At 60.9% G+C, this 24,985-nt stretch carries 25 protein-coding genes; 18 read left to right on the top strand and 7 right to left on the bottom strand.

Going from position 1 to position 24,985, the window contains the following annotated elements; all coding sequences use genetic code 11:
• Window positions 1-133 precede the first annotated feature (133 nt).
• On the bottom strand, window positions 134-940 hold the full coding sequence (locus tag PSH69_RS13200) for a sulfite exporter TauE/SafE family protein (RefSeq protein WP_305412399.1): 807 nt from the start codon (window positions 938-940) through the stop codon (window positions 134-136).
• A 163-nt stretch (window positions 941-1,103) separates the two neighbouring features.
• On the opposite strand from PSH69_RS13200, the gene PSH69_RS13195 reads away from it, so the two are divergent.
• The gene (locus tag PSH69_RS13195) at window positions 1,104-1,967 is read left to right on the top strand and encodes an MBL fold metallo-hydrolase (protein WP_305412398.1); all 864 of its coding nucleotides are present in this window, start codon (window positions 1,104-1,106) and stop codon (window positions 1,965-1,967) included.
• A gap of 57 nt (window positions 1,968-2,024) precedes the next feature.
• Here the strand turns inward: PSH69_RS13195 and bkdR are convergent, their stop codons facing one another.
• Entirely contained in the window at window positions 2,025-2,513 is a 489-nt protein-coding gene (bkdR, locus tag PSH69_RS13190) for a Bkd operon transcriptional regulator BkdR (protein WP_305412397.1), read from the bottom strand.
• 185 nt (window positions 2,514-2,698) lie between these two features.
• On the opposite strand from bkdR, the gene PSH69_RS13185 reads away from it, so the two are divergent.
• The 6 genes from PSH69_RS13185 (at window position 2,699) to PSH69_RS13160 (ending at window position 9,345) form a co-directional block, all read left to right on the top strand.
• The gene (locus PSH69_RS13185) at window positions 2,699-3,934 is read left to right on the top strand and encodes a 3-methyl-2-oxobutanoate dehydrogenase (2-methylpropanoyl-transferring) subunit alpha (RefSeq protein ID WP_018929723.1); all 1,236 of its coding nucleotides are present in this window, start codon (window positions 2,699-2,701) and stop codon (window positions 3,932-3,934) included.
• A gap of 1 nt (window position 3,935) precedes the next feature.
• Window positions 3,936-4,994: an alpha-ketoacid dehydrogenase subunit beta gene (locus PSH69_RS13180; RefSeq protein ID WP_018929724.1), complete on the top strand. Its 1,059-nt coding sequence runs from the start codon at window positions 3,936-3,938 to the stop codon at window positions 4,992-4,994.
• Window positions 4,995-6,269: a dihydrolipoamide acetyltransferase family protein gene (locus PSH69_RS13175; RefSeq protein ID WP_305412395.1), complete on the top strand. Its 1,275-nt coding sequence runs from the start codon at window positions 4,995-4,997 to the stop codon at window positions 6,267-6,269. It abuts the gene before it with no gap.
• Window positions 6,270-6,272: 3 nt separating this feature from the next.
• Window positions 6,273-7,658: a dihydrolipoyl dehydrogenase gene (gene lpdA / locus PSH69_RS13170; protein WP_305412394.1), complete on the top strand. Its 1,386-nt coding sequence runs from the start codon at window positions 6,273-6,275 to the stop codon at window positions 7,656-7,658.
• 190 nt (window positions 7,659-7,848) lie between these two features.
• Window positions 7,849-8,868: a branched-chain amino acid aminotransferase gene (locus tag PSH69_RS13165; protein ID WP_019579417.1), complete on the top strand. Its 1,020-nt coding sequence runs from the start codon at window positions 7,849-7,851 to the stop codon at window positions 8,866-8,868.
• Window positions 8,869-9,003: 135 nt separating this feature from the next.
• Entirely contained in the window at window positions 9,004-9,345 is a 342-nt protein-coding gene (locus PSH69_RS13160; RefSeq protein ID WP_105345583.1) for a hypothetical protein, read from the top strand.
• Here the strand turns inward: PSH69_RS13160 and PSH69_RS13155 are convergent.
• Window positions 9,335-10,258 carry a LysR substrate-binding domain-containing protein gene (locus PSH69_RS13155; protein ID WP_305412393.1) on the bottom strand — a complete coding sequence of 308 codons (924 nt, stop codon included), beginning with the start codon at window positions 10,256-10,258 and terminating at the stop codon, window positions 9,335-9,337. The two genes, PSH69_RS13160 and PSH69_RS13155, sit on opposite strands and share 11 nt — an antisense overlap.
• Window positions 10,259-10,363: 105 nt before the next feature.
• Between PSH69_RS13155 and PSH69_RS13150 the strand changes: the two genes are divergently transcribed.
• Window positions 10,364-10,972 (top strand): LysE family translocator, encoded by a 609-nt coding sequence (locus PSH69_RS13150; RefSeq protein ID WP_305412392.1) that lies wholly within the window; start codon window positions 10,364-10,366, stop codon window positions 10,970-10,972.
• On the opposite strand, the gene PSH69_RS13145 is transcribed toward PSH69_RS13150, so the two are convergent.
• Complete coding sequence (locus PSH69_RS13145; protein WP_305412391.1) at window positions 10,969-11,733, bottom strand: helix-turn-helix transcriptional regulator; 765 nt, start codon at window positions 11,731-11,733, stop codon at window positions 10,969-10,971. The two genes, PSH69_RS13150 and PSH69_RS13145, sit on opposite strands and share 4 nt — an antisense overlap.
• Before the next feature lie 81 nt (window positions 11,734-11,814).
• On the opposite strand from PSH69_RS13145, the gene PSH69_RS13140 reads away from it, so the two are divergent.
• Window positions 11,815-12,933, top strand: a complete 1,119-nt coding sequence (locus PSH69_RS13140) for a cytochrome P450 (RefSeq protein WP_305412389.1) — start codon at window positions 11,815-11,817, stop codon at window positions 12,931-12,933.
• Between the two features lie 183 nt (window positions 12,934-13,116).
• Here the strand turns inward: PSH69_RS13140 and PSH69_RS13135 are convergent, their stop codons facing one another.
• Entirely contained in the window at window positions 13,117-13,455 is a 339-nt protein-coding gene (locus PSH69_RS13135; protein WP_018929733.1) for an FKBP-type peptidyl-prolyl cis-trans isomerase, read from the bottom strand.
• 165 nt (window positions 13,456-13,620) lie between these two features.
• Here PSH69_RS13135 and PSH69_RS13130 point away from each other — a divergent pair, with 165 nt between their 5' ends.
• From PSH69_RS13130 to PSH69_RS13120, 3 genes are all read left to right on the top strand, one after another.
• Entirely contained in the window at window positions 13,621-14,694 is a 1,074-nt protein-coding gene (locus PSH69_RS13130) for a sensor domain-containing diguanylate cyclase (RefSeq protein WP_305412387.1), read from the top strand.
• A 173-nt stretch (window positions 14,695-14,867) separates the two neighbouring features.
• Window positions 14,868-16,160 (top strand): MFS transporter, encoded by a 1,293-nt coding sequence (locus PSH69_RS13125; RefSeq protein ID WP_019579428.1) that lies wholly within the window; start codon window positions 14,868-14,870, stop codon window positions 16,158-16,160.
• Window positions 16,161-16,192: 32 nt separating this feature from the next.
• Window positions 16,193-16,969 (top strand): substrate-binding domain-containing protein, encoded by a 777-nt coding sequence (locus tag PSH69_RS13120; protein WP_018929737.1) that lies wholly within the window; start codon window positions 16,193-16,195, stop codon window positions 16,967-16,969.
• Here the strand turns inward: PSH69_RS13120 and PSH69_RS13115 are convergent.
• Window positions 16,959-17,873, bottom strand: a complete 915-nt coding sequence (locus PSH69_RS13115) for a LysR family transcriptional regulator (RefSeq protein WP_305412384.1) — start codon at window positions 17,871-17,873, stop codon at window positions 16,959-16,961. The genes PSH69_RS13120 and PSH69_RS13115 overlap by 11 nt on opposite strands.
• A 193-nt stretch (window positions 17,874-18,066) precedes the next feature.
• Here PSH69_RS13115 and PSH69_RS13110 point away from each other — a divergent pair, with 193 nt between their 5' ends.
• Window positions 18,067-19,875 (top strand): monovalent cation:proton antiporter-2 (CPA2) family protein, encoded by a 1,809-nt coding sequence (locus tag PSH69_RS13110; protein WP_111453477.1) that lies wholly within the window; start codon window positions 18,067-18,069, stop codon window positions 19,873-19,875.
• A gap of 83 nt (window positions 19,876-19,958) precedes the next feature.
• On the opposite strand, the gene PSH69_RS13105 is transcribed toward PSH69_RS13110, so the two are convergent.
• Window positions 19,959-20,531, bottom strand: a complete 573-nt coding sequence (locus PSH69_RS13105) for a cytochrome b (RefSeq protein ID WP_105345612.1) — start codon at window positions 20,529-20,531, stop codon at window positions 19,959-19,961.
• Between the two features lie 187 nt (window positions 20,532-20,718).
• On the opposite strand from PSH69_RS13105, the gene PSH69_RS13100 reads away from it, so the two are divergent.
• Genes PSH69_RS13100 through PSH69_RS13080 form a run of 5 tightly spaced genes read left to right on the top strand, consistent with a single transcriptional unit; the run spans window position 20,719 to window position 24,975 of the window.
• Window positions 20,719-21,396, top strand: coding sequence for a thermostable hemolysin (locus PSH69_RS13100; protein ID WP_305412825.1), 678 nt, complete (start codon window positions 20,719-20,721; stop codon window positions 21,394-21,396).
• Window positions 21,386-22,867: an AMP-binding protein gene (locus PSH69_RS13095; RefSeq protein ID WP_305412383.1), complete on the top strand. Its 1,482-nt coding sequence runs from the start codon at window positions 21,386-21,388 to the stop codon at window positions 22,865-22,867. The genes PSH69_RS13100 and PSH69_RS13095 overlap by 11 nt, the downstream gene beginning before the upstream one ends.
• Window positions 22,864-23,538: a TenA family transcriptional regulator gene (locus PSH69_RS13090; RefSeq protein WP_305412382.1), complete on the top strand. Its 675-nt coding sequence runs from the start codon at window positions 22,864-22,866 to the stop codon at window positions 23,536-23,538. The genes PSH69_RS13095 and PSH69_RS13090 overlap by 4 nt, the downstream gene beginning before the upstream one ends.
• A complete protein-coding gene (locus PSH69_RS13085) occupies window positions 23,525-24,334 on the top strand; it encodes an SDR family oxidoreductase (RefSeq protein WP_105345620.1) in 810 nt (269 codons plus the stop codon). The genes PSH69_RS13090 and PSH69_RS13085 overlap by 14 nt, the downstream gene beginning before the upstream one ends.
• Window positions 24,331-24,975, top strand: a complete 645-nt coding sequence (locus PSH69_RS13080) for a tetratricopeptide repeat protein (protein ID WP_305412381.1) — start codon at window positions 24,331-24,333, stop codon at window positions 24,973-24,975. Before PSH69_RS13085 ends, PSH69_RS13080 begins: the two co-directional genes overlap by 4 nt.
• Window positions 24,976-24,985: the final 10 nt, after the last annotated feature.

Below are 24,985 nucleotides of genomic sequence, written 5' to 3'. Positions count from 1 at the left end.
GGGGGGGTTGTCAGGTGCTTTGGGGTGGCCGGTAGCGCGCGGCAAATTCGGTGTAAGACCGCCCGTCGGCCGGGCCCGGAACTTAGGGTGTAAGCCTGTGGACCCGACTGGCGGCCACAGGAACCGGTGCGCGCTAGGCGAGCGCTCTAAACAGCATGTAAACGGCAACCACCACGCAGACGCTGGCAAAGCCGATCTGCAACCCTCGGGCCGGCACCCGCGCGCAGAGTTTTCGGCCGAGGATCATCCCGACGATGCTGGCGACAATGAACGACATGCCCAAACCATCGATCCGCACCCCGGCGTGAAACGCGCCAATTACCCCGATGATCGAGATCAGGCTGATCACCATCAACGACGTGGCGACGATCCCGCGCATCTGCACATCGGTCAGTTGCTTGAACGCAGGCACTATCAGAAAACCGCCACCGACCCCGAGCAACCCCGAGACCACACCAGTGACCGCACCGAGCGCGGCGAGGGTCGCGGTGCATTTGGCGGTCCAGGAAAAACGCCCGGTCTGTTGATCGAGCATGCAATTTTTATGGCCCCAGTTGGCGTGGCCGTGATCGCTCGGGCCGGCGTCGAGCTTTTCCGGGCGCAGCATCCGCCAGGCCACCATGACCATCAGCAGACTGAACAGGATTTTCAGGATCTTTTCCGGCAACTGATGGGCGAAATAGATGCCCACCGGCGAAAACACCGCGCCGAGCAAAGCAATCAACAGCGCCGCGCGATAGCGCACCAGGCCATGGCGCAACCCGTCGATCGCACCGATCGCCGCCGCACTGCCCACCGCGAACAACGCGACGGGCGCCGCCTGGGTCATGGTCAGACCCAGCCCGAGCACCAGGGCCGGCACAGCAAGAATACCTCCACCGGCTCCGGTCAAGCCGAGCACCAGGCCCATGACCAGGCCAAAAAAACTTGCCAACAACATAGAACACTCATGATCCGCGAAAAAAGGCCGGGGACGCCCGGTATCGATTGAGTGACAGGATAGAGCCCGCACAGTTTTTTTCATTAATTGAATTGATGCGGGGCTGGTCAACGCAGGGAAAATGAAACTACCCTCAGGGCTTGTCCAAACAGAAACAGCCACCATGCCCGCCTTGATTGAAGCCTTCCTCGACCCCGCATCCAAGACCTACAGCTATGTGATCTACGAGCACGATGGCGGGCACTGCGCGATTGTCGACCCGGTGCTCGATTACAACGCCGCCGCCGGACGTACCTCGACCGTCCAGGCCGACAAGGTCATCGCCTTCGTTCGCCAACACCAGTTGCAGGTGCAATGGCTGCTGGAAACCCATGCCCACGCCGACCACCTGTCGGCCGCGCCTTATCTGCGCCGGGAACTGGGGGGCAAGATTGCGATCGGTCAGTCGATCAGCAAGGTTCAGGGGGTGTTCAAGACACTGTTCAATCTTGAACCGGGATTCAGGGTCGACGGTTCGCAGTTCGATCACCTGTTCGCGCCGGACGAGTCATTCCGCATCGGCAACCTCAAGGCCACAGCCCTGCATGTGCCCGGACATACCCCGGCGGACATGGCTTACCTGATCGACGGCGACGTGATTATGGTGGGCGACACGTTGTTCATGCCGGATGTCGGCACCGCACGTTGCGACTTCCCCGGCGGCAACGCCAACCAGATGTTCGCCTCGATCCGCAAACTGCTGGCCTTCCCCGCCAGCGTGCGCCTCTTCGTCTGCCACGATTACCCGCCCGAGGGCCGCGCCCCGCAATGCCAGAGTACGGTTGGCGAGCAGCGTAAAAGCAACATTCATATTCACGACGGCGTCGACGAAGCCTCCTTCGTCGCGATGCGCACCCAGCGTGACGCTGGTTTGTGCATGCCGACGCTGTTGCTGCCGGCGATTCAGGTGAATGTGCGGGCAGGGAATTTGCCGCCCGCGGAAGACAATGGCGTGACCTACCTGAAAATCCCCCTGAACCAACTCTAGCCCCGAACGCTGCCTCGCGGTGCTCGACAGCTGCTACGGCCGCTACAACTGCGATCTTCAATTGGCCAGGGTCAGACCATTCGCCGGCAACGGCAACGCCGTCTTGTAGCGCACTTGCTTGAGCGCAAAACTCGAACGAATGTTCGCCACCCCCGGCACCTTGGTCAGGAAGTCCATCATGAAACGCTCCAGCGACTGGATGGTCGGCACCAGCACGCGGATCAAATAGTCCGGGTCGCCGGCCATCAAATAGCACTCCATCACCTCCGGACGATCCGAAATCGCCTCTTCGAAGTGCTGCAACGCCTCTTCCACCTGCTTCTCCAGGCTGACGTGAATGAACACATTCACATGCAACCCCAGCAGATCGGGATCCAACAGCGTCACCTGCTCGCGAATCAGCCCTAATTCTTCCATCGCCTTGACCCGATTGAAGCACGGCGTGGGCGACAGGTTCACCGAGCGCGCGAGGTCGGCGTTGGTGATGCGTGCGTTCTCCTGAAGGCTGTTGAGAATGCCGATGTCGGTACGGTCCAGTTTGCGCATGAGACAAAAACACCTGTTTTTTATGTTTATGCAGATTTTTTATCCTCAAATGACCTCCAGCGCAACGAAACACAGAGAAATATTCTTCTTGGCCCGGCCTATGATTGTTGTAGGACAAGAATTCTTTTACCGAAGAATGACTGCCAGCTCACTACAAGAAATTCACAAGATCGAGCGTAGAAGCCATGAACCAAGCGTACGAACCGCTGCGCCTGCACGTTCCCGAACCCTCGGGCCGCCCGGGGTGCAAAACCGACTTCTCCTACCTGCATCTGACCGATGCCGGCACGGTGCGCAAACCCCCAATCGACGTAGAACCGGCCGATACCGCAGATCTGGCCAAAGGCCTGATTCGCGTGCTCGACGACCAGGGCAATGCCCTCGGCCCATGGGCTGAAGGTGTACCCGTCGAGATCCTGCGTAAAGGCATGCGCGCCATGCTCAAGACGCGGATCTACGACAATCGCATGGTGGTCGCCCAGCGCCAGAAAAAAATGTCGTTCTACATGCAGAGCCTCGGCGAAGAAGCCATCGGCAGCGCCCAGGCCCTGGCCCTGAACATCGACGACATGTGTTTCCCCACCTACCGTCAGCAAAGCATCCTGATGGCTCGCGAAGTGCCGCTGGTGGACCTGATCTGCCAACTGCTGTCCAACGAGCGCGATCCGCTCAAGGGCCGTCAGCTGCCGATCATGTACTCGGTCAAGGAAGCCGGTTTCTTCACCATTTCCGGCAACCTCGCCACCCAATTCGTCCAGGCGGTGGGCTGGGGCATGGCCTCGGCGATCAAGGGCGACACCAAAATCGCCTCGGCGTGGATCGGCGACGGTGCCACTGCTGAATCGGACTTCCACACCGCCCTCACCTTCGCCCACGTGTACCGTGCGCCGGTGATCCTCAACGTGGTCAACAACCAGTGGGCGATCTCGACGTTCCAGGCGATTGCCGGCGGTGAAGCCACCACCTTTGCCGGACGCGGCGTCGGTTGCGGCATCGCCTCCCTGCGGGTCGATGGCAACGATTTCTACGCGGTCTACGCTGCATCCGCCTGGGCTGCCGAACGCGCGCGGCGCAACCTCGGCCCGACCATGATCGAATGGGTCACCTACCGTGCCGGCCCGCACTCGACCTCCGATGATCCTTCCAAATACCGTCCTGCGGACGACTGGAGTCACTTCCCGTTGGGTGACCCGATTGCACGCCTCAAGCAGCACCTGATCAAAATCGGTCAGTGGTCCGAGGAGGAACACGCCGCAGTCAGCGCCGAACTGGAAGCCGAAGTGATCGCCGCGCAGAAAGAAGCCGAGCAGTACGGCACCCTCGCCGGCGGCCAGATTCCGAGCGCCGCGACCATGTTCGAAGACGTCTACAAAGAGATGCCGGAGCACTTGAAGCGCCAGCGTCAGGAGTTGGGGATCTGACATGAACGATCACAACAATAATATTCAGTTGGAAACCGCCATGACCACGACCACCATGACCATGATCCAGGCCCTGCGCTCGGCCATGGATGTGATGCTTGAGCGTGACGACAACGTCGTGGTGTTCGGCCAGGATGTGGGCTACTTCGGCGGCGTATTCCGTTGCACCGAAGGGCTGCAGAACAAGTACGGCACCTCCCGGGTGTTCGATGCACCGATTTCCGAAAGCGGCATCGTCGGTGTCGCCGTGGGCATGGGTGCTTACGGTTTGCGGCCAGTGGCCGAGATCCAGTTCGCCGACTACGTGTACCCGGCGTCGGACCAGATCATTTCCGAAGCCGCCCGCCTGCGTTATCGCTCGGCCGGCGAGTTCACCGCGCCGATGACCCTGCGCATGCCCTGCGGCGGCGGCATCTACGGCGGCCAGACCCACAGCCAGAGCATCGAGGCGATGTTCACCCAGGTCTGCGGTTTGCGCACCGTCATGCCGTCCAACCCTTACGACGCCAAAGGCCTGCTGATCGCCTCCATCGAAAACGATGACCCGGTGATCTTCCTCGAGCCAAAACGCCTGTACAACGGCCCGTTCGACGGTCACCACGAGCGCCCGGTAACCCCATGGTCGAAGCACCCCGCCGCACAAGTGCCGGACGGTTACTACACCGTGCCGCTGGATGTGGCCGCCATTACCCGTCCGGGCAAGGACGTGACCATCCTGACCTACGGCACCACGGTTTATGTGTCGCAAGTCGCCGCTGAAGAAACCGGCATCGACGCCGAAGTCATCGACCTGCGCAGCCTGTGGCCGCTGGACCTGGAAACCATCGTCAAGTCGGTGAAGAAAACCGGACGCTGTGTAGTTGTTCACGAAGCGACCCGTACCTGCGGATTCGGCGCCGAGCTGGTCGCGCTGGTGCAAGAGCATTGCTTCCACTACCTGGAAGCGCCAATCGAGCGCGTGACCGGTTGGGACACCCCCTACCCGCACGCGCAAGAGTGGGCGTATTTCCCTGGTCCGTCCCGTGTGGGCGCGGCTTTGCATCGGGTTATGGAGGTCTGAATGGGCACGCACGTTATTAAAATGCCGGACATTGGCGAAGGCATTGCAGAAGTTGAATTGTCTCAGTGGCACGTCAAGGTTGGCGACATGGTCGTCGAAGATCAGGTGCTGGCCGATGTGATGACCGACAAGGCGATGGTCGACATCCCCTCGCCGGTGAACGGCAAGGTGATTTCACTGGGTGGACAGCCGGGCGAAGTCATGGCGGTCGGCAGCGTGCTGATCAGCATTGAAGTCGAAGGCGCAGGCAACGTTAAGGAATCGACTGCGCCAGCGGCTGTTATTAAAGAAGCACCTGTGGCGGCGCCGAAAGTTGAAGCCGTCATAGAAAGCACACCGGCTGCAGCGGCCCCGCGTCCGGCTGCCGCTTGCCAAGGACCGATGGTCGCGCGTGAAGCCGACGAACGTCCGCTGGCCTCCCCGGCCGTGCGCAAGCATGCGCTGGACCTTGGCATTCAACTGCGCCTGGTGCGTGGCAGCGGCCCTGCCGGGCGGATTCTGCACGAAGACCTCGAAGCTTATCTGGCTCAGGGTCAGTCGAACGCATCGACCGCCACCGCCGCTTACGCCCAGCGTAACGATGAACAGCAAATCCCGGTGATCGGCATGCGCCGCAAGATCGCCCAGCGCATGCAGGACGCCACCCAGCGTGCTGCCCACTTCAGTTACGTCGAAGAAATCGACGTCACCGCCGTCGAAGAACTGCGTGCGCACCTGAACGAAAAACACGGCGCGACCCGTGGCAAGCTGACCTTGCTGCCGTTCCTGGTGCGCGCCCTGGTCGTGGCCCTGCGCGACTTTCCGCAGATCAACGCCCGTTACGACGACGAGGCCCAGGTCATCACCCGCCTCGGCGCGGTGCATGTGGGCGTCGCCACGCAAGCCGACATCGGTTTGATGGTGCCGGTGGTGCGTCACGCCGAAGCCCGCAGCCTGTGGGACAACGCCGCGGAAATCTCCCGCCTGGCAACTGCCGCACGCACTGGCAAGGCCAGCCGCGATGAGCTGTCCGGCTCGACCATCACCCTGACCAGCCTCGGCGCCCTGGGCGGCATCGTCAGCACGCCGGTGCTGAACCTGCCGGAGGTGGCGATCGTCGGCGTGAACAAAATCGTCGAACGGCCAATGGTGATCAAAGGCCAGATCGTGATCCGCAAGATGATGAACCTCTCCAGCTCCTTCGATCACCGCGTGGTCGATGGCATGGACGCGGCGCTCTTCATCCAGGCCATTCGTGGCTTGCTCGAACAACCCGCAACGCTGTTTGTGGAGTAAGGAATGCAACAGACTCTAAATACCACGCTGCTGATCATCGGTGGCGGCCCTGGCGGTTATGTGACGGCGATCCGTGCCGGTCAGTTGGGCATTTCGACCATTCTGGTGGAAGGCCAATCGTTGGGCGGCACCTGCCTGAACATCGGCTGCATTCCGTCCAAGGCGTTGATCCACGTCGCCGAACAGTTCCATCAGACACAGCACCACAGCCAGTACTCGGCGTTGGGCATCAGCGTATCGGCGCCGACCCTGGACATCGGCAAAAGCGTCGAGTGGAAGGACGGCATCGTCGATCGCCTGACCACTGGCGTCTCGGCACTACTAAAGAAGCACAAGGTCCAGGTCATCCACGGCTGGGCGAAAGTGATCGACGGCAAAACCGTTGAAGTCGGCGACACGCGGATTCAGTGCGAGCACCTGGTGCTGGCCACCGGTTCGACAAGCGTCAACCTGCCAATGCTGCCGATTGGCGGGCCGATCATCTCCTCCACTGAAGCCCTGACGCCGAAAAGCGTGCCGAAACGGCTGGTTGTGGTCGGTGGCGGTTACATCGGTCTGGAGCTGGGGATTGCTTATCGCAAGCTCGGCGCCGAGGTCAGCGTGGTCGAGGCGCAGGATCGTATTCTGCCGGCCTACGATGCCGAACTGACCCATCCGGTGCACGAAGCACTCAAACAACTCGACGTGAAGCTTTACTTGAAGCACAGCGTTGAAGGTTTTGATTCGCAAAGAAATTTACTGCAAGTTCGCGACCCGAACGGCGACATCCTGAATCTTGCAACCGATCAGGTGCTGGTGGCCGTCGGTCGCAAACCCAACACCCAGGGCTGGAACCTCGAAGCCTTGAACCTGGACATGAACGGTTCGGCAATCAAGATCGACAACCGTTGCCAGACCAGCATGCGCAATGTCTACGCCATCGGCGACCTCAGCGGCGAACCGATGCTCGCCCACCGGGCCATGGCCCAGGGCGAGATGGTCGCCGAGCTGATCAGCGGCAAACACCGCGAATTCAACCCGACCGCCATTGCCGCCGTGTGTTTCACCGACCCGGAACTGGTGGTGGTCGGCAAGACCCCGGACGAGGCCAAGGCTGCGGGGCTGGACTGCATCGTGTCCAGCTTCCCGTTCGCCGCCAATGGCCGGGCGATGACACTGGAGTCGAAAAGCGGCTTCGTGCGGGTCGTGGCGCGGCGTGACAATCATCTGATTATTGGCTGGCAGGCGGTGGGTGTGGGTGTTTCGGAGTTGTCGACGGCGTTCGGTCAGAGCCTGGAAATGGGCGCGCGGCTGGAAGACATCGCCGGCACCATCCACGCGCATCCGACGCTCGGCGAGGCGGTGCAGGAAGCGGCGTTGCGTGCGTTGGGGCATGCCCTGCACCTTTAAAGACTAACGCAACCCTTGGTAGCAGCTGTCGAGCACCGCGAGGCAGCTGCTACAACGAGGTGCATCGATGGTCGCGGAGTTCGTAATCCGGGCTGCGATTTAGGCCCGGAATGAAGTATTGTTGTCCCCATCCAGAAAAATGTCAGAAGCCTTGAACCGTTTCGACGGTTGTTAAGTGATAGAGGGTGTCATGGGTAACGAAAGCATCAATTGGGACAAGCTGGGTTTTGACTACATCAAGACAGACAAGCGCTATCTGTCGCACTGGCGTAATGGCGAGTGGGACAAAGGCACCCTGACCGAAGACAACGTGCTGCACATCAGCGAAGGCTCTACGGCCCTTCACTATGGCCAGCAGTGCTTCGAAGGCCTGAAGGCCTACCGTTGCAAGGACGGTTCGATCAACCTGTTCCGCCCGGACCAGAACGCCGCCCGCATGCAACGCAGCTGCGCGCGCCTGCTGATGCCGCAGGTGTCCACCGAACAGTTCATCGAAGCGTGCAAGGACGTGGTCCGCGCCAACGAGCGTTTCATCCCGCCTTACGGCACCGGCGGCGCGCTGTACCTGCGCCCGTTCGTGATCGGCGTGGGTGACAACATCGGCGTGCGTACCGCACCCGAGTTCATCTTCTCGATCTTCTGCATCCCGGTCGGCGCCTACTTCAAGGGCGGCCTGACCCCGCACAACTTCCTGATCTCCAGCTACGACCGTGCCGCCCCACAAGGCACCGGCGCGGCCAAGGTCGGTGGCAACTACGCCGCCAGCCTGATGCCAGGCTCCCAAGCCAAGAAGGCGCACTTCGCCGACGCCATCTATCTGGACCCGATGACCCACACCAAAATCGAAGAAGTCGGCTCGGCCAACTTCTTCGGGATCACCCACGACAACAAGTTCGTCACCCCGAATTCCCCTTCGGTGTTGCCGGGCATCACCCGTCTGTCGTTGATCGAACTGGCCAAGACCCGTCTGGGCCTGGAAGTGGTCGAAGGTGACGTGTTCATCGACAAGCTGTCCGACTTCAAGGAAGCCGGTGCATGCGGTACTGCTGCCGTTATCACCCCGATCGGTGGCATCAGCTACAAAGACAAGCTGCACGTGTTCCACAGCGAAACCGAAGTCGGCCCGGTCACCCAGAAGCTCTACAAAGAGCTGACCGGTGTACAGACCGGCGACATCGAAGCGCCAGCGGGCTGGATCGTCAAGGTTTGATCTGACGCGACTGTTCGTTTGAACACAAAAGCCCGGCCATCACATTGAAGGCCGGGCTTTTTTTCGTCCGCGTTTCGGGCAAAACGTCACTAGACTTGCCACGTGCAACCGCCATCAACAGGTGCCACCAAAACCATGGATAAATTCTGGCGAAAGTATCTGGCCTTGCTGGACACCGATTTCACCACGCAAGTGTTCGACAACATCAAGAACCTGCTGGTGTGCGCCCTGCTGTTCGCGGCGGGCACCAACGCGTTGCACGGCGGCCATCATGTATTTATGGGATTGTTCGCTTCAAACCTCGCCGGCTGGGGATTGATTGCAACGTCAGCACTGCTGATGCTGCTCAGTGTCAGCGACGGCTTGCGCCGGCTGTCCAGGTTGCCGTATCACACGGCGTTCCAGATCATCCTGGGTCTGGTTTACCTGGTGCTGGCGGTGCGGGTGGTGGAGATCGTCTGGGACTTCAGGGCGTAGCGGTCACGGCACGAGGTGTCTGCCAACTCAGCTCATCCTGAGCAATCCGGGCAAACAACCACTCCACAAAGATCCGCGTGTGCGCCGTCACGTCCGGCGCAACACCGTAGTAATAACGCGGCAACGGCATGCGCAACTCGGGCAACGGGCAGATCAGGTGTCCACTCAACAGATGGTTGCCCAGCAAAGAGGTCGGGCACAAGGCGAGGCCCTGTCCCTCCACGGCGGCCTGAAGCACCAGGTGCATGTGATCAAACTGCCGGGTGACCTGAGTGGCTGACTGGCTTTGACCAAAGTGCATGGCCCAATTGTGCCAGTCTTCGCGGCGTGCCTTGGCGGTCAGTAACGTATGCCGACTCAGGGACGTGAGGTCTTCAAGTGGCAGGCGCTCGATCAGCGATGGCGCCGCGACCAGCAACAATTCGTCTTCGAACAGCGCTCGCGCCTCAATCGCCGGAGCCCAATCGTCACGACCACGGCGAATGACGATATCGAACCCGTCGCGTGCCTGATCGGGTGCCTGGGTCTGGGTGATCACCTGCGGCTTGATGCCGGGGTACTGCGCAACGAAATCCGCCAGCCTGGGCGTCAGCCAAAGCATGGCAAAGGACGGACGCACATTGATCTTCACCGTAGGCAGCGAGGCATGCTGCTTGAGCGCAGTGGCGGCATTGGCGATCTGAGACAGCCCGGCGCTGACCTGTTCATAGAAGCGCTGGCCGGCCGGCGTCAGCACCGATTGACGGATACGTCGCTCGAACAGCAGCACCCCCAGGTACTCCTCGAGCAATTTGACGTGCCGGCTGACGGCACTGTGGCTGACATGCAGCTCTTCGGCCGCCAGGCTGAAGCTCTGATGACGAGCAGCAACGGCGAAGGCGCGAACAGCATTAAGCGGCGGTAGTGGATTCATGCGTCTAATTTAGTCACCTATGTGCTGTAATTAAAGCGTTTGTCACGCCCTCCTCGCCACGCCAATCTGCCAGCACGCAGCCAATGCCACCTGACGGAGCAAGCCATGAACAGTTACGGACTCTTTGTACTCTTCGCCACCCTGACTATTTTGAGCCCGGGACCTGGTGTGGTCCTGACCCTGTCCAACGCGGTACGCCACGGCTGGACGGGGGCGGTGCCGGGCATTCTGGGGATCGCGTCGGGGGCGTTTGTCGTCGCCGCCGTCAGCGCCACCAGTGTCGGCCTGATACTCAGCACCTCGGCGAACGCCTTTACCGCGTTGAAATATGCAGGGGCTGCCTATTTGTTGTACCTGGGCTACAAAAGCTGGCGCTCGGATCGTTTGAGTACCTTGCTTGAAACGCGCCCCTCAAGCCCCGGCTATCGATTCGTCGAAGCCGCTTCGCTGCAGTTTTTGAACCCCAAGGCGGTGTTTTTCTTTCTGGCGGTGTTCCCGCAATTCATCGACACCTCGGCGCACTTCTACAGCCAGTTCTTCAAACTGGTCGCCTCCTACGCCATTCTGGTGATCCTGGTGCACGGCAACTATGCCTTGCTCGCCAATGCCGCCAAAGGCTGGTTGTCGAGCCCGAAAGGTTCCTGGCTGACCGCAAAAGTTTCAGGCGTGACCTTCGCCGGTTTTGGCGTGCTGATGGCTTCGGCCAGTCGTTAAGCCGTAGGGCTGGCGATCACGCGGCGCCTGTTCTCGGTGGACGAGAGTGGCGCTGTCGTTCCCTGAGCCGGCAGTTCAACGGCGAACCGGCGACCGAGTTCCTTTCGCCCCACTGCCGTCAACGCCAACGCCCGACTGTCCAGATCCTGCGTCATCCATTGGCGCTTGATCGCCGTTTGCAGCAACGCCGCGCCCAAGGCACCGCCCAGGTGCGGCCGACGCATGCTCCAGTCCAGGCATGGACAGGCAAAGCGGCGGCGCAAAGTGCCGAGGTCTTTGACGTCGATGCCCAATCCTTCGAACAACGCTTCACCACTGTCGCTCAATCGATAAGCCTGCTCATCGGTTTGCAGCAACCACCCCGCGTCGATCATCCGGTCATGCAGCACCACTGCCAACGTGCCGGCCATGTGGTCGTAGCAGGTGCGGGCGAATTGCAGGCGGTCCGGGGTGCGCGGGTTGAACACTGGCGCAGCGTTCTGGCCGATCACCATCAGTGCTTCGAGTGCCTGGGCCACACGTTTGTCCGCGAGGCTGTAATAGCGGTGACGACCCTGAACGTGCAAACGCACCAGTGCCAGCTCCTTGAGCTTGGCCAAGTGCGCGCTGGCAGTCGAGGCGCTGACTTCCGCAACCGCCGCCAGCTCGGTGCTGGTGCGGGCGTGGCCGTCCATCAGCGAGCAGAGGATTTTCGTCCGCGCAGGCTCGGCAATCGCTGCGGCCACTTGAGAGATGCCAACGTCGTGTTGCTCTGCGTTCATATTTCGCTCCCGGACGAATCAAGGCCCCTTCGGACTGGAGATAGTAGCAACACTTTTCAACCATCGATAAGGCTGCGCCCCATGGACCCGATCATCGCTGCGACTCACGCCGATCCTTACCCCTACTACGCGCAACTGCGTGCCGAGGGTGGATTGGTTTTTCATCAGGGACTGAAACTGTGGGTGGCCAGCAGCGCCCGAGCGGTCGCCGCCGTGCTGGCGCATCCGGATTGCCATGTGCGGCCGGCGCATGAGCCGGTGCCCAAGGCAATTGCTCAGGGCATGGCGGGCAAAGTGTTCGGTCAGCTAATGCGGATGAACGAGGGTGAGCGGCAGCGTTGCCCGAGGGCAGCGATTGAGCCGGGGCTGACGCTGATTGATGGGAATGACGTCAATTCATTGGTCAGCGCTCGGTTGATTACCCCTGGAGCCGATGGGTTGTACACGGCGATGTTTCGCGGGCCGGTCTGTGTAGTGGCGGCGTTGCTGGGCTTTTCTCCGGCTCAGGGCCGGGCCATCAGCGAGCTGACCGCTGACTTCGTCGCCTGCCTGTCACCCCTCAGCGACCAGGCCCAACTGGACGCTGCCCATGTTGCGGCAGAACAGCTGAAGGGATATTTCATCGAGCTTCTGGCTGATCCGAACAATCGAAGTACCCTGCTCGCCGGTATCCGGCAGCGCTTCGCCACCTCGACCGACCCGGAAACCTTGATCGCCAACCTGATCGGCCTGTTCTCCCAGACCTACGAAGCCACCGCCGGGCTGATCGGCAATGCGCTACTGGCGTTGAATCGAAACCCGCAGCTCGATTTGACTCAGGCTGACGAGTTGATCGCCGAAGTGCAGCGCTTCGATCCTTCAGTGCAAAACACCCGCCGCTTCGTCGCAGCGCCCTGCGAAATCGACGGCGTGAACCTGAACCCCGGCGACGTGATTCTGGTGCTGCTGGCCTCGGCCAATCGTGATCCGCTGCTCAATGACGATCCCGATACATTCCTGCTCGAGCGCCCAAACCGCCGCAGCTTCACCTTCGGCGCCGGCCGTCATCAATGCCCGGGGCAAGTGCTGGCCTTGAGCATTGCCCGCGCGACGCTGACTCAGATCCTGACGATGAAACCGGCTTTGGATCGGTTGACCTGGCACTACCGCGCCTCTCTGAACGGGCGCATTCCTTTGTTTACTGATCTGCCGAACGCCTGACAGACCGTGTCATCGCTCTTCGCCTTGTATCGCGGTAATAGCGGATCAGGCTTGCAGCAAAATCGCTGCGCAACCCAAGGGGGCAAGCCCCCTCGCCACAGCAAGCCCCTCGCCACAGATAGCAAAAACCCCGCTCTCTCCTCTCAGAGACAGCGGGGCTAATCATTTCAATTCACTCGCCCATCAATCATCCCGCGTCAGCACTTCCAGCAATTCAATCTCGAAAATCAGATTCGAATTCGGCGTAATCGCCCCCATCGAGCGCTCGCCGTAGGCCAGGTGCGCCGGCACCAGCAGCTTGCGCTTACCGCCGACCTGCATGCCCATGATTCCCTGGTCCCAGCCCTTGATTACCCGCCCGGTGCCAATCACGCACTGAAACGGTTTGCCCCGGCTGTAGGAAGAATCGAATTCGGTGCCGTCTTCCAGCCACCCGCGATATTGGGTGGTGATCAGCGCGCCTTTGACGGCGGCTTTGCCGTCGCCCACTTCAAGGTCGATTACCTGCAACTCATCATTCATTACATTCACTCTATCTGTGCGCTTGCCCGAGCGGGCTTGATGGGCGCCGTTTTCCCAGAAATGCGGGCTATTGGCAACCGTTTCGCTCTGTATCCGGCAGTGGTCGTGAACTAATATACCCGCCACCTCCCCTACGGTTCGATACGCCATGAGCGCAATTCCTCAATGAGTCAGCTCTGGACCGACGTCACCATCGGCTCGCTGACCCTTGCCCTGATCGTCGCGCTGATTTGGCGCGATCGTTCGTTGCAAAAGCAGTTGGCCGAGTGCCGTGCGCTGATCGATAGCCTCACCGAGGGACAAAGTATCCACCAGGAAGGCGACGCCGAGCGCTTCAAACGTAGCCAATACTTCGCCCGCATCGGCACCTGGGACTGGGAGGTTGATACCGACAAGCTCTATTGGTCGGATGCAATCTACGGGATGTTCGGGTTCAAGATCGGCGAGGTGACGCCCTCCTACGCCCTGTTCTGTTCCTGTGTGCACCCGGACGACCGGGTCAAGGTCCGCGCCGGTGAATTGCGTTGCCTGGAAACCGGCGAAAACCACGACGAGGAATACCGCGTGGTCTGGCCGGACGGCAGCATCCGCTGGCTGCGGGAGACCGGCAATGTGGTCAAGAATGAGCATGACGCAACGATCAAGATGATGGGCGTGGTCCGCGACATCACCGAAGAAAAAGCCTCCGCCACTTATCTGCAGCACCTGGCCCATTACGACCCGCTGACCGGCCTGCCCAATCGCCTGGTGCTCGAAGAGCGCCTGTCCGCTGCCCTGGAACACGCCCGCCTCAGCGCCACGCGGGTGGCGCTGGTGTTTGTCGACCTCAATGGGTTCAAGGCGATCAACGACCACTATGGCCATGCGGCCGGCGACCGCGTGCTGGTCACCACCGCGACACGCCTGAAGAAAATCCTGCGTTCAACCGACACCGTCGCCCGGATCGGCGGCGACGAGTTCGTGGTCATCCTCCAAGGCCTTCCCCAAGGCAACAGCCTGCAAGACGAAGCCCGCAGCATCTGCCAGAAAATCTTCATCGAACTCGCACCGCCGGTGACCATCGGCAATGACCAGCGCCACATCGGCAGCAGCCTTGGGGTTGCGGTGTTCCCGGACCATGCGCCGAGCATGGACCGCTTGATTCACATTGCCGATCTGGCGATGTATGAGGCCAAGCGCAGCGGGAATAATCAGTATCGGTTGGGGAACATCAGCCCGATACGCGTTCACAGCGAATAGCCTTGGGCAAACGCCGAATCTCTGGAGGTCGGCAACATTGATCCGCTTCATGCATCAATACATACCAACTATGCAATTAACATATTGATGTCCCTGTTCCACTATCCACCCCAATAAGAACCGTGCACCGCGTCCAGGCAGTGCACGTCATAAAAGCGGTGGAGTACACGTCAATGACAGCATCAATCCATTCCGGTCGCTCCCGGACCAGTGCGATTTTCCGAGTGACCTCGGGCAACTTCCTCGAGCAATTCGATTTCTTCCTTTTCGGCTTCTATGCCACGCAGATCGCTGCCGTATTTTTCCCTGCCAGCAGCGAGTTCGCGTCCCTGATGATGACGTTCGCGGTGTTCGGCGCGGGCTTCCTGATGCGTCCGTTGGGCGCCGTGATACTGGGCGCTTACATCGATGATGTGGGGCGCCGCAAAGGGCTGATCGTCACCCTGTCGATCATGGCCAGCGGTACGATTCTGATTGTGCTGGTGCCCGGATACGAAACCATCGGGCTGTTCGCCCCGGCCATCGTGCTGATCGGCCGATTGCTGCAAGGCTTCTCGGCCGGTGCGGAACTGGGCGGTGTATCGGTGTATCTCGCGGAGATCGCCACTCCCGGCAACAAAGGTTTCTTCACCAGTTGGCAATCAGCGAGCCAGCAAGTGGCGATCATCGTCGCGGCGGCTTTGGGCTATGGTCTGAACCAATGGATGGCGCCGACGATGATTGCCGATTGGGGATGGCGGATTCCGTTTTTCGTCGGCTGCATGATCGTGCCTTTCATCTTCTTCCTGCGCCGTAACCTGGAAGAAACCGAAGAGTTCGCCGCCCGTAAACACCGGCCAAGCATGGGCGACGTGTTCCGCACCCTGGGACAGAACTGGGTCATCGTGTTCGCCGGGATGATGATGGTCGCCCTGACCACTACCGCGTTCTATCTGATCACCGTGTACGCGCCAACCTTCGGCAAAACCGTGCTGCACCTCAATACCTCCGATGCACTATTGGTGACCCTGCTGGTGGGCGTTTCGAATTTTTTCTGGTTGCCGATTGGCGGCGCGCTTTCAGATCGCATCGGTCGTCGCCCGGTACTGATCGCCATGGCGTTGCTGACGTTGGCCACGGCCTACCCAGCGCTGACTTATCTGGTGCAAGCACCGAGCTTCATCAACATGCTGTTGGTGCTGCTGTGGCTGTCGTTCATTTATGGCTTGTACAACGGCGCAATGATCGCCGCGCTGACGGAGATCATGCCGGTCGAGGTTCGGGTCGCAGGTTTCTCCTTGGCTTATAGCCTGGCGACGGCGGTGTTCGGCGGTTTCACACCGGCCATATCGACCTTCCTGATCCAGTACACCGGCGATAAGGCCGCACCCGGTTACTGGATGAGTTTCGCCGCGTTCTGTGCCCTGTGCGCGACGCTGTTTCTCTATCGCCGTGCCTCTGGCCGCCTGCAACCGGCCGTGTCGTGAACCACCCAACCTCTAACTGCGAGAGCTATTTGATGAAAAGGTTTTTCAACTTTACCGCCCTGGCCCTGGTGGCCAGTCTCGGTCTGAGTTCGATCGCCCAGGCTGAAGAAATCCGTGTAATGACGTCCGGTGGTTTCACGGCGGCCTACAAAATCCTCGGTCCGAAATTCGCCGAGTCTAGCGGCAACACCCTGGACACCGCCCTCGGTCCATCCATGGGGAAAGCCCCGGAAGCGATTCCCAATCGTCTGGCCCGCGGTGAGAAAGCCGACGTGGTCATCATGGTCGGTTATGCCCTCGACGACCTGATCAAGCAAGGCAAAGTCGATCCCGCTTCACGGGTCGAACTGGCGGATTCGCGGATCGGCATGGTGGTGCGTGAAGGCGCACCGAAGCCGGACATCAGCTCGGTGGAAGGCCTGAAAAAAACCCTGCTCGACGCCAAGTCAGTCGCCTACTCCGACAGTGCCAGCGGCGTGTATATCGAGGATCAACTGTTCAAGCGTCTGGGCATCGAAAACCAGCTCAAACCCAAATCGAAGATGATCCCGAAAATCCCGGTGGGCTCGGTGGTTGCCACTGGCGATTATCAACTGGGCTTCCAGCAGGTCAGCGAATTGCTACCGGTGCCTGGGGTGAGTTTTGTGGCGAAAATTCCGGAATCGGTGCAATCGGTCACTCGTTTCGCCGCCGGTATTCCGGTCAATGCGCAACACCCGGCCGAGGCCAAGGCACTGCTTGAGTACCTGGCCTCCAGCGCAGCCCAGCCGGACGTAAAAGCGACGGGGCTGGACTCAGTCAGCCACTGACCGAAGGTTGCTGGACTTTCATTTCCACCACCAGGCGCTCCAACGCCAATGCCGCCGGGGTTAACGTACGACCCCGGCGCTTGATCAACCCAACATTGCGCATCACCTGCGGATCGGTCAACGGTACCCGCGTCAGAATCGGGTGGTCCGCCGCCGGCATCGCCATCAACGGCACGGCCGCCACGCCCAACCCGGCCTCCACCAGACCGATCATGGTCGTCACATGACGGGTTTCGCAAATGCTCGGCCGCTGCGGCACCACGCCAGACAGCGATTGATCCAGCAAAAAGCGATTGCCCGAAGTCTTGTCCAGCGAGATGTAATCCTGCTGATAAAACTCATCCCACGTCACGCTGCTGCGTCCCGCAAGGGGGTGATCTCGTCTGCACGCCACCACATAACCTTCCTGCACCAGCGGCTCGAATTCGACTTCGGCCTCCAGGGTGCCCATGAAGCTCAGGCCAAAGTCCGCTTCACCGTTGACCACGGCACTCAATACCTCGTGAGCACTGGAGTCGAGCACCTTGACCTTGATCCGCGGAAATTGCCGATGGTAGTGGGCGATCACGCGCGGCATGAAGTAGTAGGCCGCCGACGGCACACAGGCGACGGTGACATGCCCGAGCCGGGTCGAGGCGACTTCGCTGATGCCCAGTAGCGCCACGTCCAGGTCATCCAGCAGGCGCTCGACGCTGGGCATGAAACCACGCCCAGCCTGAGTCAGGCTGACCCGGCGAGTCGTGCGCTCGAACAATTTCACGCCCAGAGCGTCTTCGAGCTTTTCGATCCGCCGGCTGAGGGCTGGTTGGGAGATGCGTACGGTGTCCGCAGCCTTGCGAAAGCTGCCCTGCTCCACCACGGCGCGAAAGGCTTGCAGATCGTTAAGGTCGAAGTTGATGGCCATGGTGCGCACTCGGGAACGAACAGATTGATCAGCTTATCCTATGAATGTCACTAATTGATGCTAAATGTTACGACATCTTGGGTGCCTGAAAAACTGCCATCGCGAGGCCCAAACATTTTCGTTCATGGCTGACGCATCCGGCTCCAGCCTTTATCCTTATCGCCCCCGCCGTATCGAGTTTTTGGAGTTTCGCATGCCCCACGAAGGCAACCTGTTACAAGCCGCTGTCGTCTTTTTGTTCGCGGCGGTGCTCGCCGTTCCCTTGGCCAAGCGCCTGCAACTGGGGGCGGTGCTCGGCTATCTGTTTGCCGGGGTGATCATCGGGCCGTCGGTGCTGGGTTTGATCGGTAATCCACAAAGCGTCAGCCACATTTCCGAGCTCGGGGTGGTGTTGTTGCTGTTCATCATCGGCCTTGAGCTGTCGCCGCGTCGTTTGTGGGTGATGCGCAAATCGGTGTTCGGCGTGGGCCTGGCGCAGGTGCTGTTGACCGGTTCGGTGATTGGCGTGCTGGCGTTGTTCGCGTTTGGCCAGTCCCTGAACAGTGCCATCGTGTTGGGCTTGGGCCTGGCGTTGTCGTCCACCGCGTTTGGCTTGCAAAGCCTGGCCGAGCGCAAGGAACTGACCAGCCCCCATGGGCGGTTGGCGTTCGCGATTTTGCTGTTCCAGGATATCGCCGCGATCCCGTTGATCGCGATGGTGCCGTTGCTGGCCGGCGGCGATCACACCAGCAGCGCGGCCGAAGATTTGAACCATGGCTTGCGGGTGCTGGGCAGCATCGCGGTGGTGGTGATCGGCGGGCGTTATCTGTTGCGTCCGGTGTTTCGCGTGGTGGCCAAGACCGGTCTGCCGGAGGTGTCCACCGCCACCGCGTTGCTGGTGGTGATCGGTACGGCGTGGCTGATGGACCTGGTGGGCGTGTCCATGGCACTCGGTGCGTTCCTCGCCGGCCTGCTGCTGGCGGATTCCGAATACCGTCACGAGCTGGAGGCGCAGATCGAGCCGTTCAAAGGCCTGCTGCTGGGGCTGTTTTTCATCAGCGTCGGCATGGGCGCCAACTTGAGTCTGCTGCTTAGTGCGCCGGTCGTGGTGCTGGGGCTGACCCTGCTGCTGATCGCCATCAAGCTACCGTTGCTGTTTGTGGTCGGTCGACTGGCCGGGGGGTTGGGCAAGGTCAATGCGATTCGTTTGGGGATCGTGCTGGCGGCCGGTGGTGAATTTGCCTTTGTGGTGTTCAAGATCGGTCGGGATCAGGGCTTGTTCGAGCCGCGCCTGTACGACTTGCTGGTGCTGACCATCACCCTGTCGATGGCGCTGACGCCGCTGTTGCTGCTGGCCTGCGCACGCCTGGTCAAACCCAAGGTGCAACCGGTGGAGGTGCCACAGAAGTTCCGTGAAATCGACGCCGATACGCCCCGCGTGGTCATTGCCGGCATGGGCCGTATGGGGCAGATCGTGGCGCGGATTCTGCGGGCGCAGAACATCAAATTCATCGCCCTCGACACCTCGGTGGAAACCATCGAACTGTCCCGCAGTTTCGGCGGTGTGCCGGTGTTCTATGGCGACCCGATGCGCCCGGAAATTCTCAGCGCGGCCAAGGTCGAGCAAGCGGAGTTCTTTGTGATCGCCACCGATGATCCAGACACCAACATCAAGACGGCCGAGGTGGTGCACAAGCTGTATCCGCACATCAAAATCATCGCCCGTGCCCGTAACCGTCAGCATGTGCACCGGTTGGTGGATGTCGGGGCGCAGGCGGTGCGGGAAACCTATTACTCCAGCCTGGAAATGACCCGGCGCACCCTGGTTGGACTGGGGCTGACCCAAGCCCAGGCGGATGCACGGATCAAGCGCTTTACCCATCATGATGAACAGGTGCTGGAGGCTCAGCACGCGGTGTATGACGATGCGGCCAAGGTGATGCAGACGGCGCAGGAAGCGCGGGCGGAACTGGCGAAGTTGTTTGAGTCGGATCAGCTGGAAGAGCAAGCGGGCAAGGTTTGAGGTGACAGTGATGACTTCATCGCGAGCAAGCTCGCGATGAACGATAACGCAGTGTTCGAGGCAACCCGAACGTCCAGGGAAACTTATCGCTGACGCTCATTGACACCCGCACCAAAGCCCTTGGGCAGCATGCGCGTGAGCGTGTTGTCGCGAACCCAGTAGTGATGGACCAACCCCGCCGCCGCGTGCAAACCGATCAGCCAGTAGCCGGCACTGCCGAGCCACTCATGCCAATGCTTGAATTGCTTGGCCAGCACAGGATCAACCGCCACCGGCGCCGGCAGGAAAAACTCGAAATACGGCATCGGCTTGCCCCCGGCGGCCAGCATCAACCAGGCCAATAGCGGCGTTGCGATCATCAGCACATACAACGCCAGGTGCATGAGGTGCGAGGCGCCGGTCTGCCAGGTGGGCAGGGCCGGAGTAATCGGTGGCCGGGGTGTGAGGCGCCCGAGCAAGCGAACCCAGACCAAGGCAAAAATGCTCAATCCGAATAAGCCGTGAAGCCCCAGGAAAAGGCCCCTCAAATCATTTCCACGGGGCAGTAGCCCTTTGATCTCGATGCAGCCATAAACGCCGATGAACAGCGCCAACATCAGCCAGTGCAAGGTGATCGAGAGTTTTCCATACCGGTGTACTGCTGAATCTGGGGTCATACAGAACCTCGTGTAGATCAGTGGCGGCTGCCGACTCATTTCGTGCAGCCTGGATCCGGTTTCGTCAAACCGACCGGCGCCACCCTGCCCGTCCAGTCTTAAGACAATCTGAAGGTCGCCTTCAGACTTCGTTAAGAATCGCCTTTGATACTCCTCCCAAACTGACTCAAGGGAGGCGTTCTTGCCCATGCACGATTTCGACTGGAACATCCCTCTGCCCCTGCACTTCGGTCAAGCCGAAACCCCGCAGATGAGCCTGGACAGGGCCTTGCCGGACGATGCCCAGCGACCCGTCTTCGAAGCTTTTATCCAGCAACGTTTTCGCAAGGCCCATGGCGCCGATATCCGCCATTTCATGCCGCAACTGTTCGGCATGAGCGATGAGTCCGGCACGCTGTGTGCGGTAGCCGGCTTACGACTGGCCAGTACCGAACCCTTGTTTCTGGAGCGTTACCTGGACGAGGCGATCGATACGCTGATCAGCGCCGCTGCCGGCCAACCCGTGGACCGGGCCGGCATTGTCGAGGTCGGTAACCTGGCCGCCAGCGATACCGGCAGCGCGCGACTGAGCATCATCGCCATCACCTACCTGCTGGCCATGGGCGGGCTGGAATGGGTGGCGTTCACCGGCAATATCGGGCTGGTGAACAGTTTCCATCGCCTGGGTTTGAAGCCGGTGACGCTGTGCGCCGCCGACCCCGAGCGGCTGGGTGAGGACCGTCACCACTGGGGCAGTTATTACGAGAGCCAGCCATGGGTGCATGTCGGCAACATCCGCGCCGGCTTCATTCATTTGCGCAACATCGGTCTGTTCAATCGCCTGGGGCTGCCAACGTCCCTTGAGGAGTCCAGCCATGTCGCCTGAAATGGAGCGTTTCAAACAAACCCTGCGCCATCACGCCGAACACAAAGGCAACGCCATCGCCCTGTGGGGCGATCAGTTGAAACTCGACTACGCCACGCTGTACGCCGAGGTCATGGATCGCCAACAGCGACTGCGCGATGAGCACGTCAAGGTGGTCGCGCTGGCTCTGGACAACGGCACCGAGGCAATGCTCTGGGACCTGGCCATCCTGTTCGAAGGCCTGACCTGCCTGACGTTGCCGCCCTTCTTCAGCTCGGCACAACGCACCCATTGCCTGGAACAGAGCCAGGCCGAACGGGTGATTGCCGAGCCGGAACTGGAAGCCGAACTGCAAGGGGCCGGCTACGAACACGCTGGCGAATTCTGGCGCCGTCCCTTCAGCGGTCCGAACCGGATACCCGAAGGCACCGCCAAACTGACCTTCACCTCAGGCACCACCGGCACGCCCAAAGGCGTGTGCCTGAGCGCCGAAAGCCTTTTGCGGGTGGCCCGTGAACTGGATCAGGCAAGCAAACCCACCGATCCACGGCACCACCTGGCGTTGCTGCCCCTGGCGATTCTGCTGGAAAACCTCGGCTGTTATGCCGCGCTGTATGCCGGCGCGACCCTGAGCGTACCGAGCCAGAAAACCCTGGGCATTCAGGGCGCCAGCGGTGTCGATGCGCCGCGGCTGCTGGGGTATCTGGCCGCCCGTGCGCCCGAGAGCTTGATCCTGGTGCCACAGTTGCTGCTGATGCTGGTCAGCGCCGCCGAGCAAAAAGCGTTCAACCCCCAATCATTGCGTTTCGCCGCCGTGGGCGGTGCGCGGGTCAGCGAAGAGTTACTGCATCGTGCCCAACGCATCGGCATGCCGGTGTACGAGGGTTACGGATTGTCGGAATGCGCGTCGGTGGTGTGCCTCAATCGCCCGGGAGCACACCGCCCCGGCAGCGTCGGCCGGCCCCTGCCCCATGTCGAAATTCGCCTGGCCGACGACGGCGAAGTGCTGGTCAAGGGCTCGACCCTGCTCGGCTATCTGGGGCAAGCGCCCTACCACGATGAATGGTGGCCAACCGGCGATCTCGGCGAGTTCGACCCGGAAGGTTTTCTCTACCTCAACGGGCGCAAGAAGCATCAGTTCATCACCAGTTTCGGCCGCAACGTCAACCCGGAATGGGTCGAGGCCGAACTCACCCAGCGTCGCCACATCGCCCAGGCGTTCGTCTACGGCGAAGCGATGCCGAGCAACCACGCCCTGCTCTGGCCCCATCGGCCGGACTGCACCGATGAAGAACTGGCCACCGCCGTGGCCCAGGCCAATGAGGCCTTGCCTGATTACGCTCAGGTTCATCACTGGACCCGTCTCGATCAACCGTTCACCCCCGCCAACGGCTTGCTGACCGCCAATGGCCGACCGCGCCGCGACGCCATCGTCGAGCATTACCGGGCGCAGCTCACCGAATCCGTTATTTCCGAGGAATCTGCACCATGAGTTTTTTCGACACCCTGCAAGAAGCCACCCAGCAGGAACGCCACGAGTTGTTCAACCTGCCGATCATCCTCGATGCCCTTGAGGGCAAGGTCAGCCTGGACAGCTACCGCGCCTTCCTCGCCCAGGCCTACTATCACGTGCGCCATACCGTACCGTTGATGATGGCGTGCGGCGCACGTCTGCCGCAGCGCCTGGAATGGTTGCGCAAAGCGGTGTGCGAGTACATCGAGGACGAATACGGCCATGAACAATGGGTACTCGATGACATCGCGGCCTGTGGCGGTGACAAAGACGCCGTGCGTGACGGCCGTCCATCGCTGCCAATCGAGTTGATGATCAGCTTCCTCTACGACCTGATCGCCCGGGACAACCCGGTGGGCCTGTTCGGCATGGTCAACGTGCTGGAAGGCACCAGCATTGCCCTGGCCACCCACGCGGCCGGCAGCATCCGCGAACGCCTGGCGCTGCCGGAAACCGCCTTCAGCTACCTCAGTTCCCACGGCTCGCTGGATATCGAACACATGCAGACCTACCGCCGCTTGATGAACATGCTCGAAGACCCGGCCGATCAGGCCGCGGTGATTCATGCCTCGAAGGTCGTGTACAAGCTCTACACCGACATGTTCCGCGGCCTGCCGCGTGATGGGGAGAATCTGCATGCGCCCGTCTGAGGCTCGCGTGGTATTGACCGGCGCCAGCGGCGGCATCGGCCTGGCCATCGCCGGCACCCTGTGTGCCAGTGGCGCCCATGTATTGGCCGTGGCCCGGCATCGGGAGTCGCTGGAGCCCTTGCTCGAACGCTACCCGGAGCAGTTGCGCTGGGTCGGTGCGGACCTGACCTCGCCCGACGACCGGCGCAACGTGCTGGCCGCGGCCGAAGCCATCGGCGGCATCAACCTGCTGATCAATGCCGCGGGCGTCAATCACTTCGCCATGCTCGAACAGCTCGATGACAGCGAGGTCAACGCCATGCTGGCAGTGAATGTCGGCGCACCGATCTGTCTGACCAAGTTGTTGCTGCCGCTGCTCAAGCAGGCCGAGAGTGCCATGGTGGTGAACGTCGGTTCGACCTACGGCTCCATCGGCTACCCCGGTTACGCCAGCTATTGCGCCACCAAGTTTGCCCTGCGCGGTTTCTCCGAAGCCCTGCGCCGGGAACTGGCCGATACCCGGATCAACGTGCTCTACGTCGCCCCCCGAGCGACCCGCACCAGTATGAACAGTGCGGCGGCCCAAGCGCTGAACGATGCGCTCAAAGCCAATGTCGACGACCCGCAAACCGTTGCCTCGGCGGTCATCCACGCCATTGCCGGTGACCGTCGCGACTTGTACCTGGGCTGGCCGGAACGCTTTTTCGTGCGCCTGAACAGTCTGTTGCCGCATCTGGTGGACCGTGGCTTGCGCAAGCAATTGCCGCTGATCCGTCGCCTGAGTCAGAAGACCGATAAGGAGAGCCTCAAACCATGAAGAAAATTCTCGCCTGCTTGCTGTTCGGGGTACTGAGCCAAAGCGTCTGGGCGCTGGACGCCGCCGATCAGCAGCGCCTCAATGCCATTCAACAAAGCTGGGCGCACATCCAGTACGAATTGCCCGCCGAACAGCGCAGCGCCGCCTTCGAAAAACTCGCAGCCCAGGCCTCGGCGTTCACCCGGGAACGCCAATCCCTGGCCGAAGCGTGGATCTGGTCCGGTATCGTCACCAGTAGTTGGGCCGGCGCCCAGGGTGGCCTCGGTGCCCTGAGCAAGGCCAAGGCAGCCAAAGTCGATCTGGAAAAAGCCCTGACCATCGATCCCAAGGCCCTGCAAGGCTCGGCCTACACCAGCCTCGCGGCGCTGTATGATCGAGTGCCCGGCTGGCCTATCGGCTTCGGCGACGCCGACAAGGCCGAACAACTGTTGAAGCAGGCCCTGGACCTGAACCCGACCGGCATCGACAGTCTGTACTTCTGGGGCGATCACCTTTACCGTCAAAAGCGCTATGGTGAAGCCAAGCAAGCACTGCAAAAAGCCCTGCAAGCAGCGCCCCGTCCTGGCCGGGAAAGCGCCGACGCCGGGCGGCGTAAAGAGATCGAAGCGTTACTGGTGGACGTGAACAAGAAACTCGACTGACAGGAGTCCG

The organism is Pseudomonas sp. FP1740 (genome assembly GCF_030687165.1).
In the GTDB taxonomy this organism is placed as follows: Bacteria; Pseudomonadota; Gammaproteobacteria; order Pseudomonadales; family Pseudomonadaceae; genus Aquipseudomonas.
This window is presented reverse-complemented; position numbering and strand designations above follow the sequence as displayed.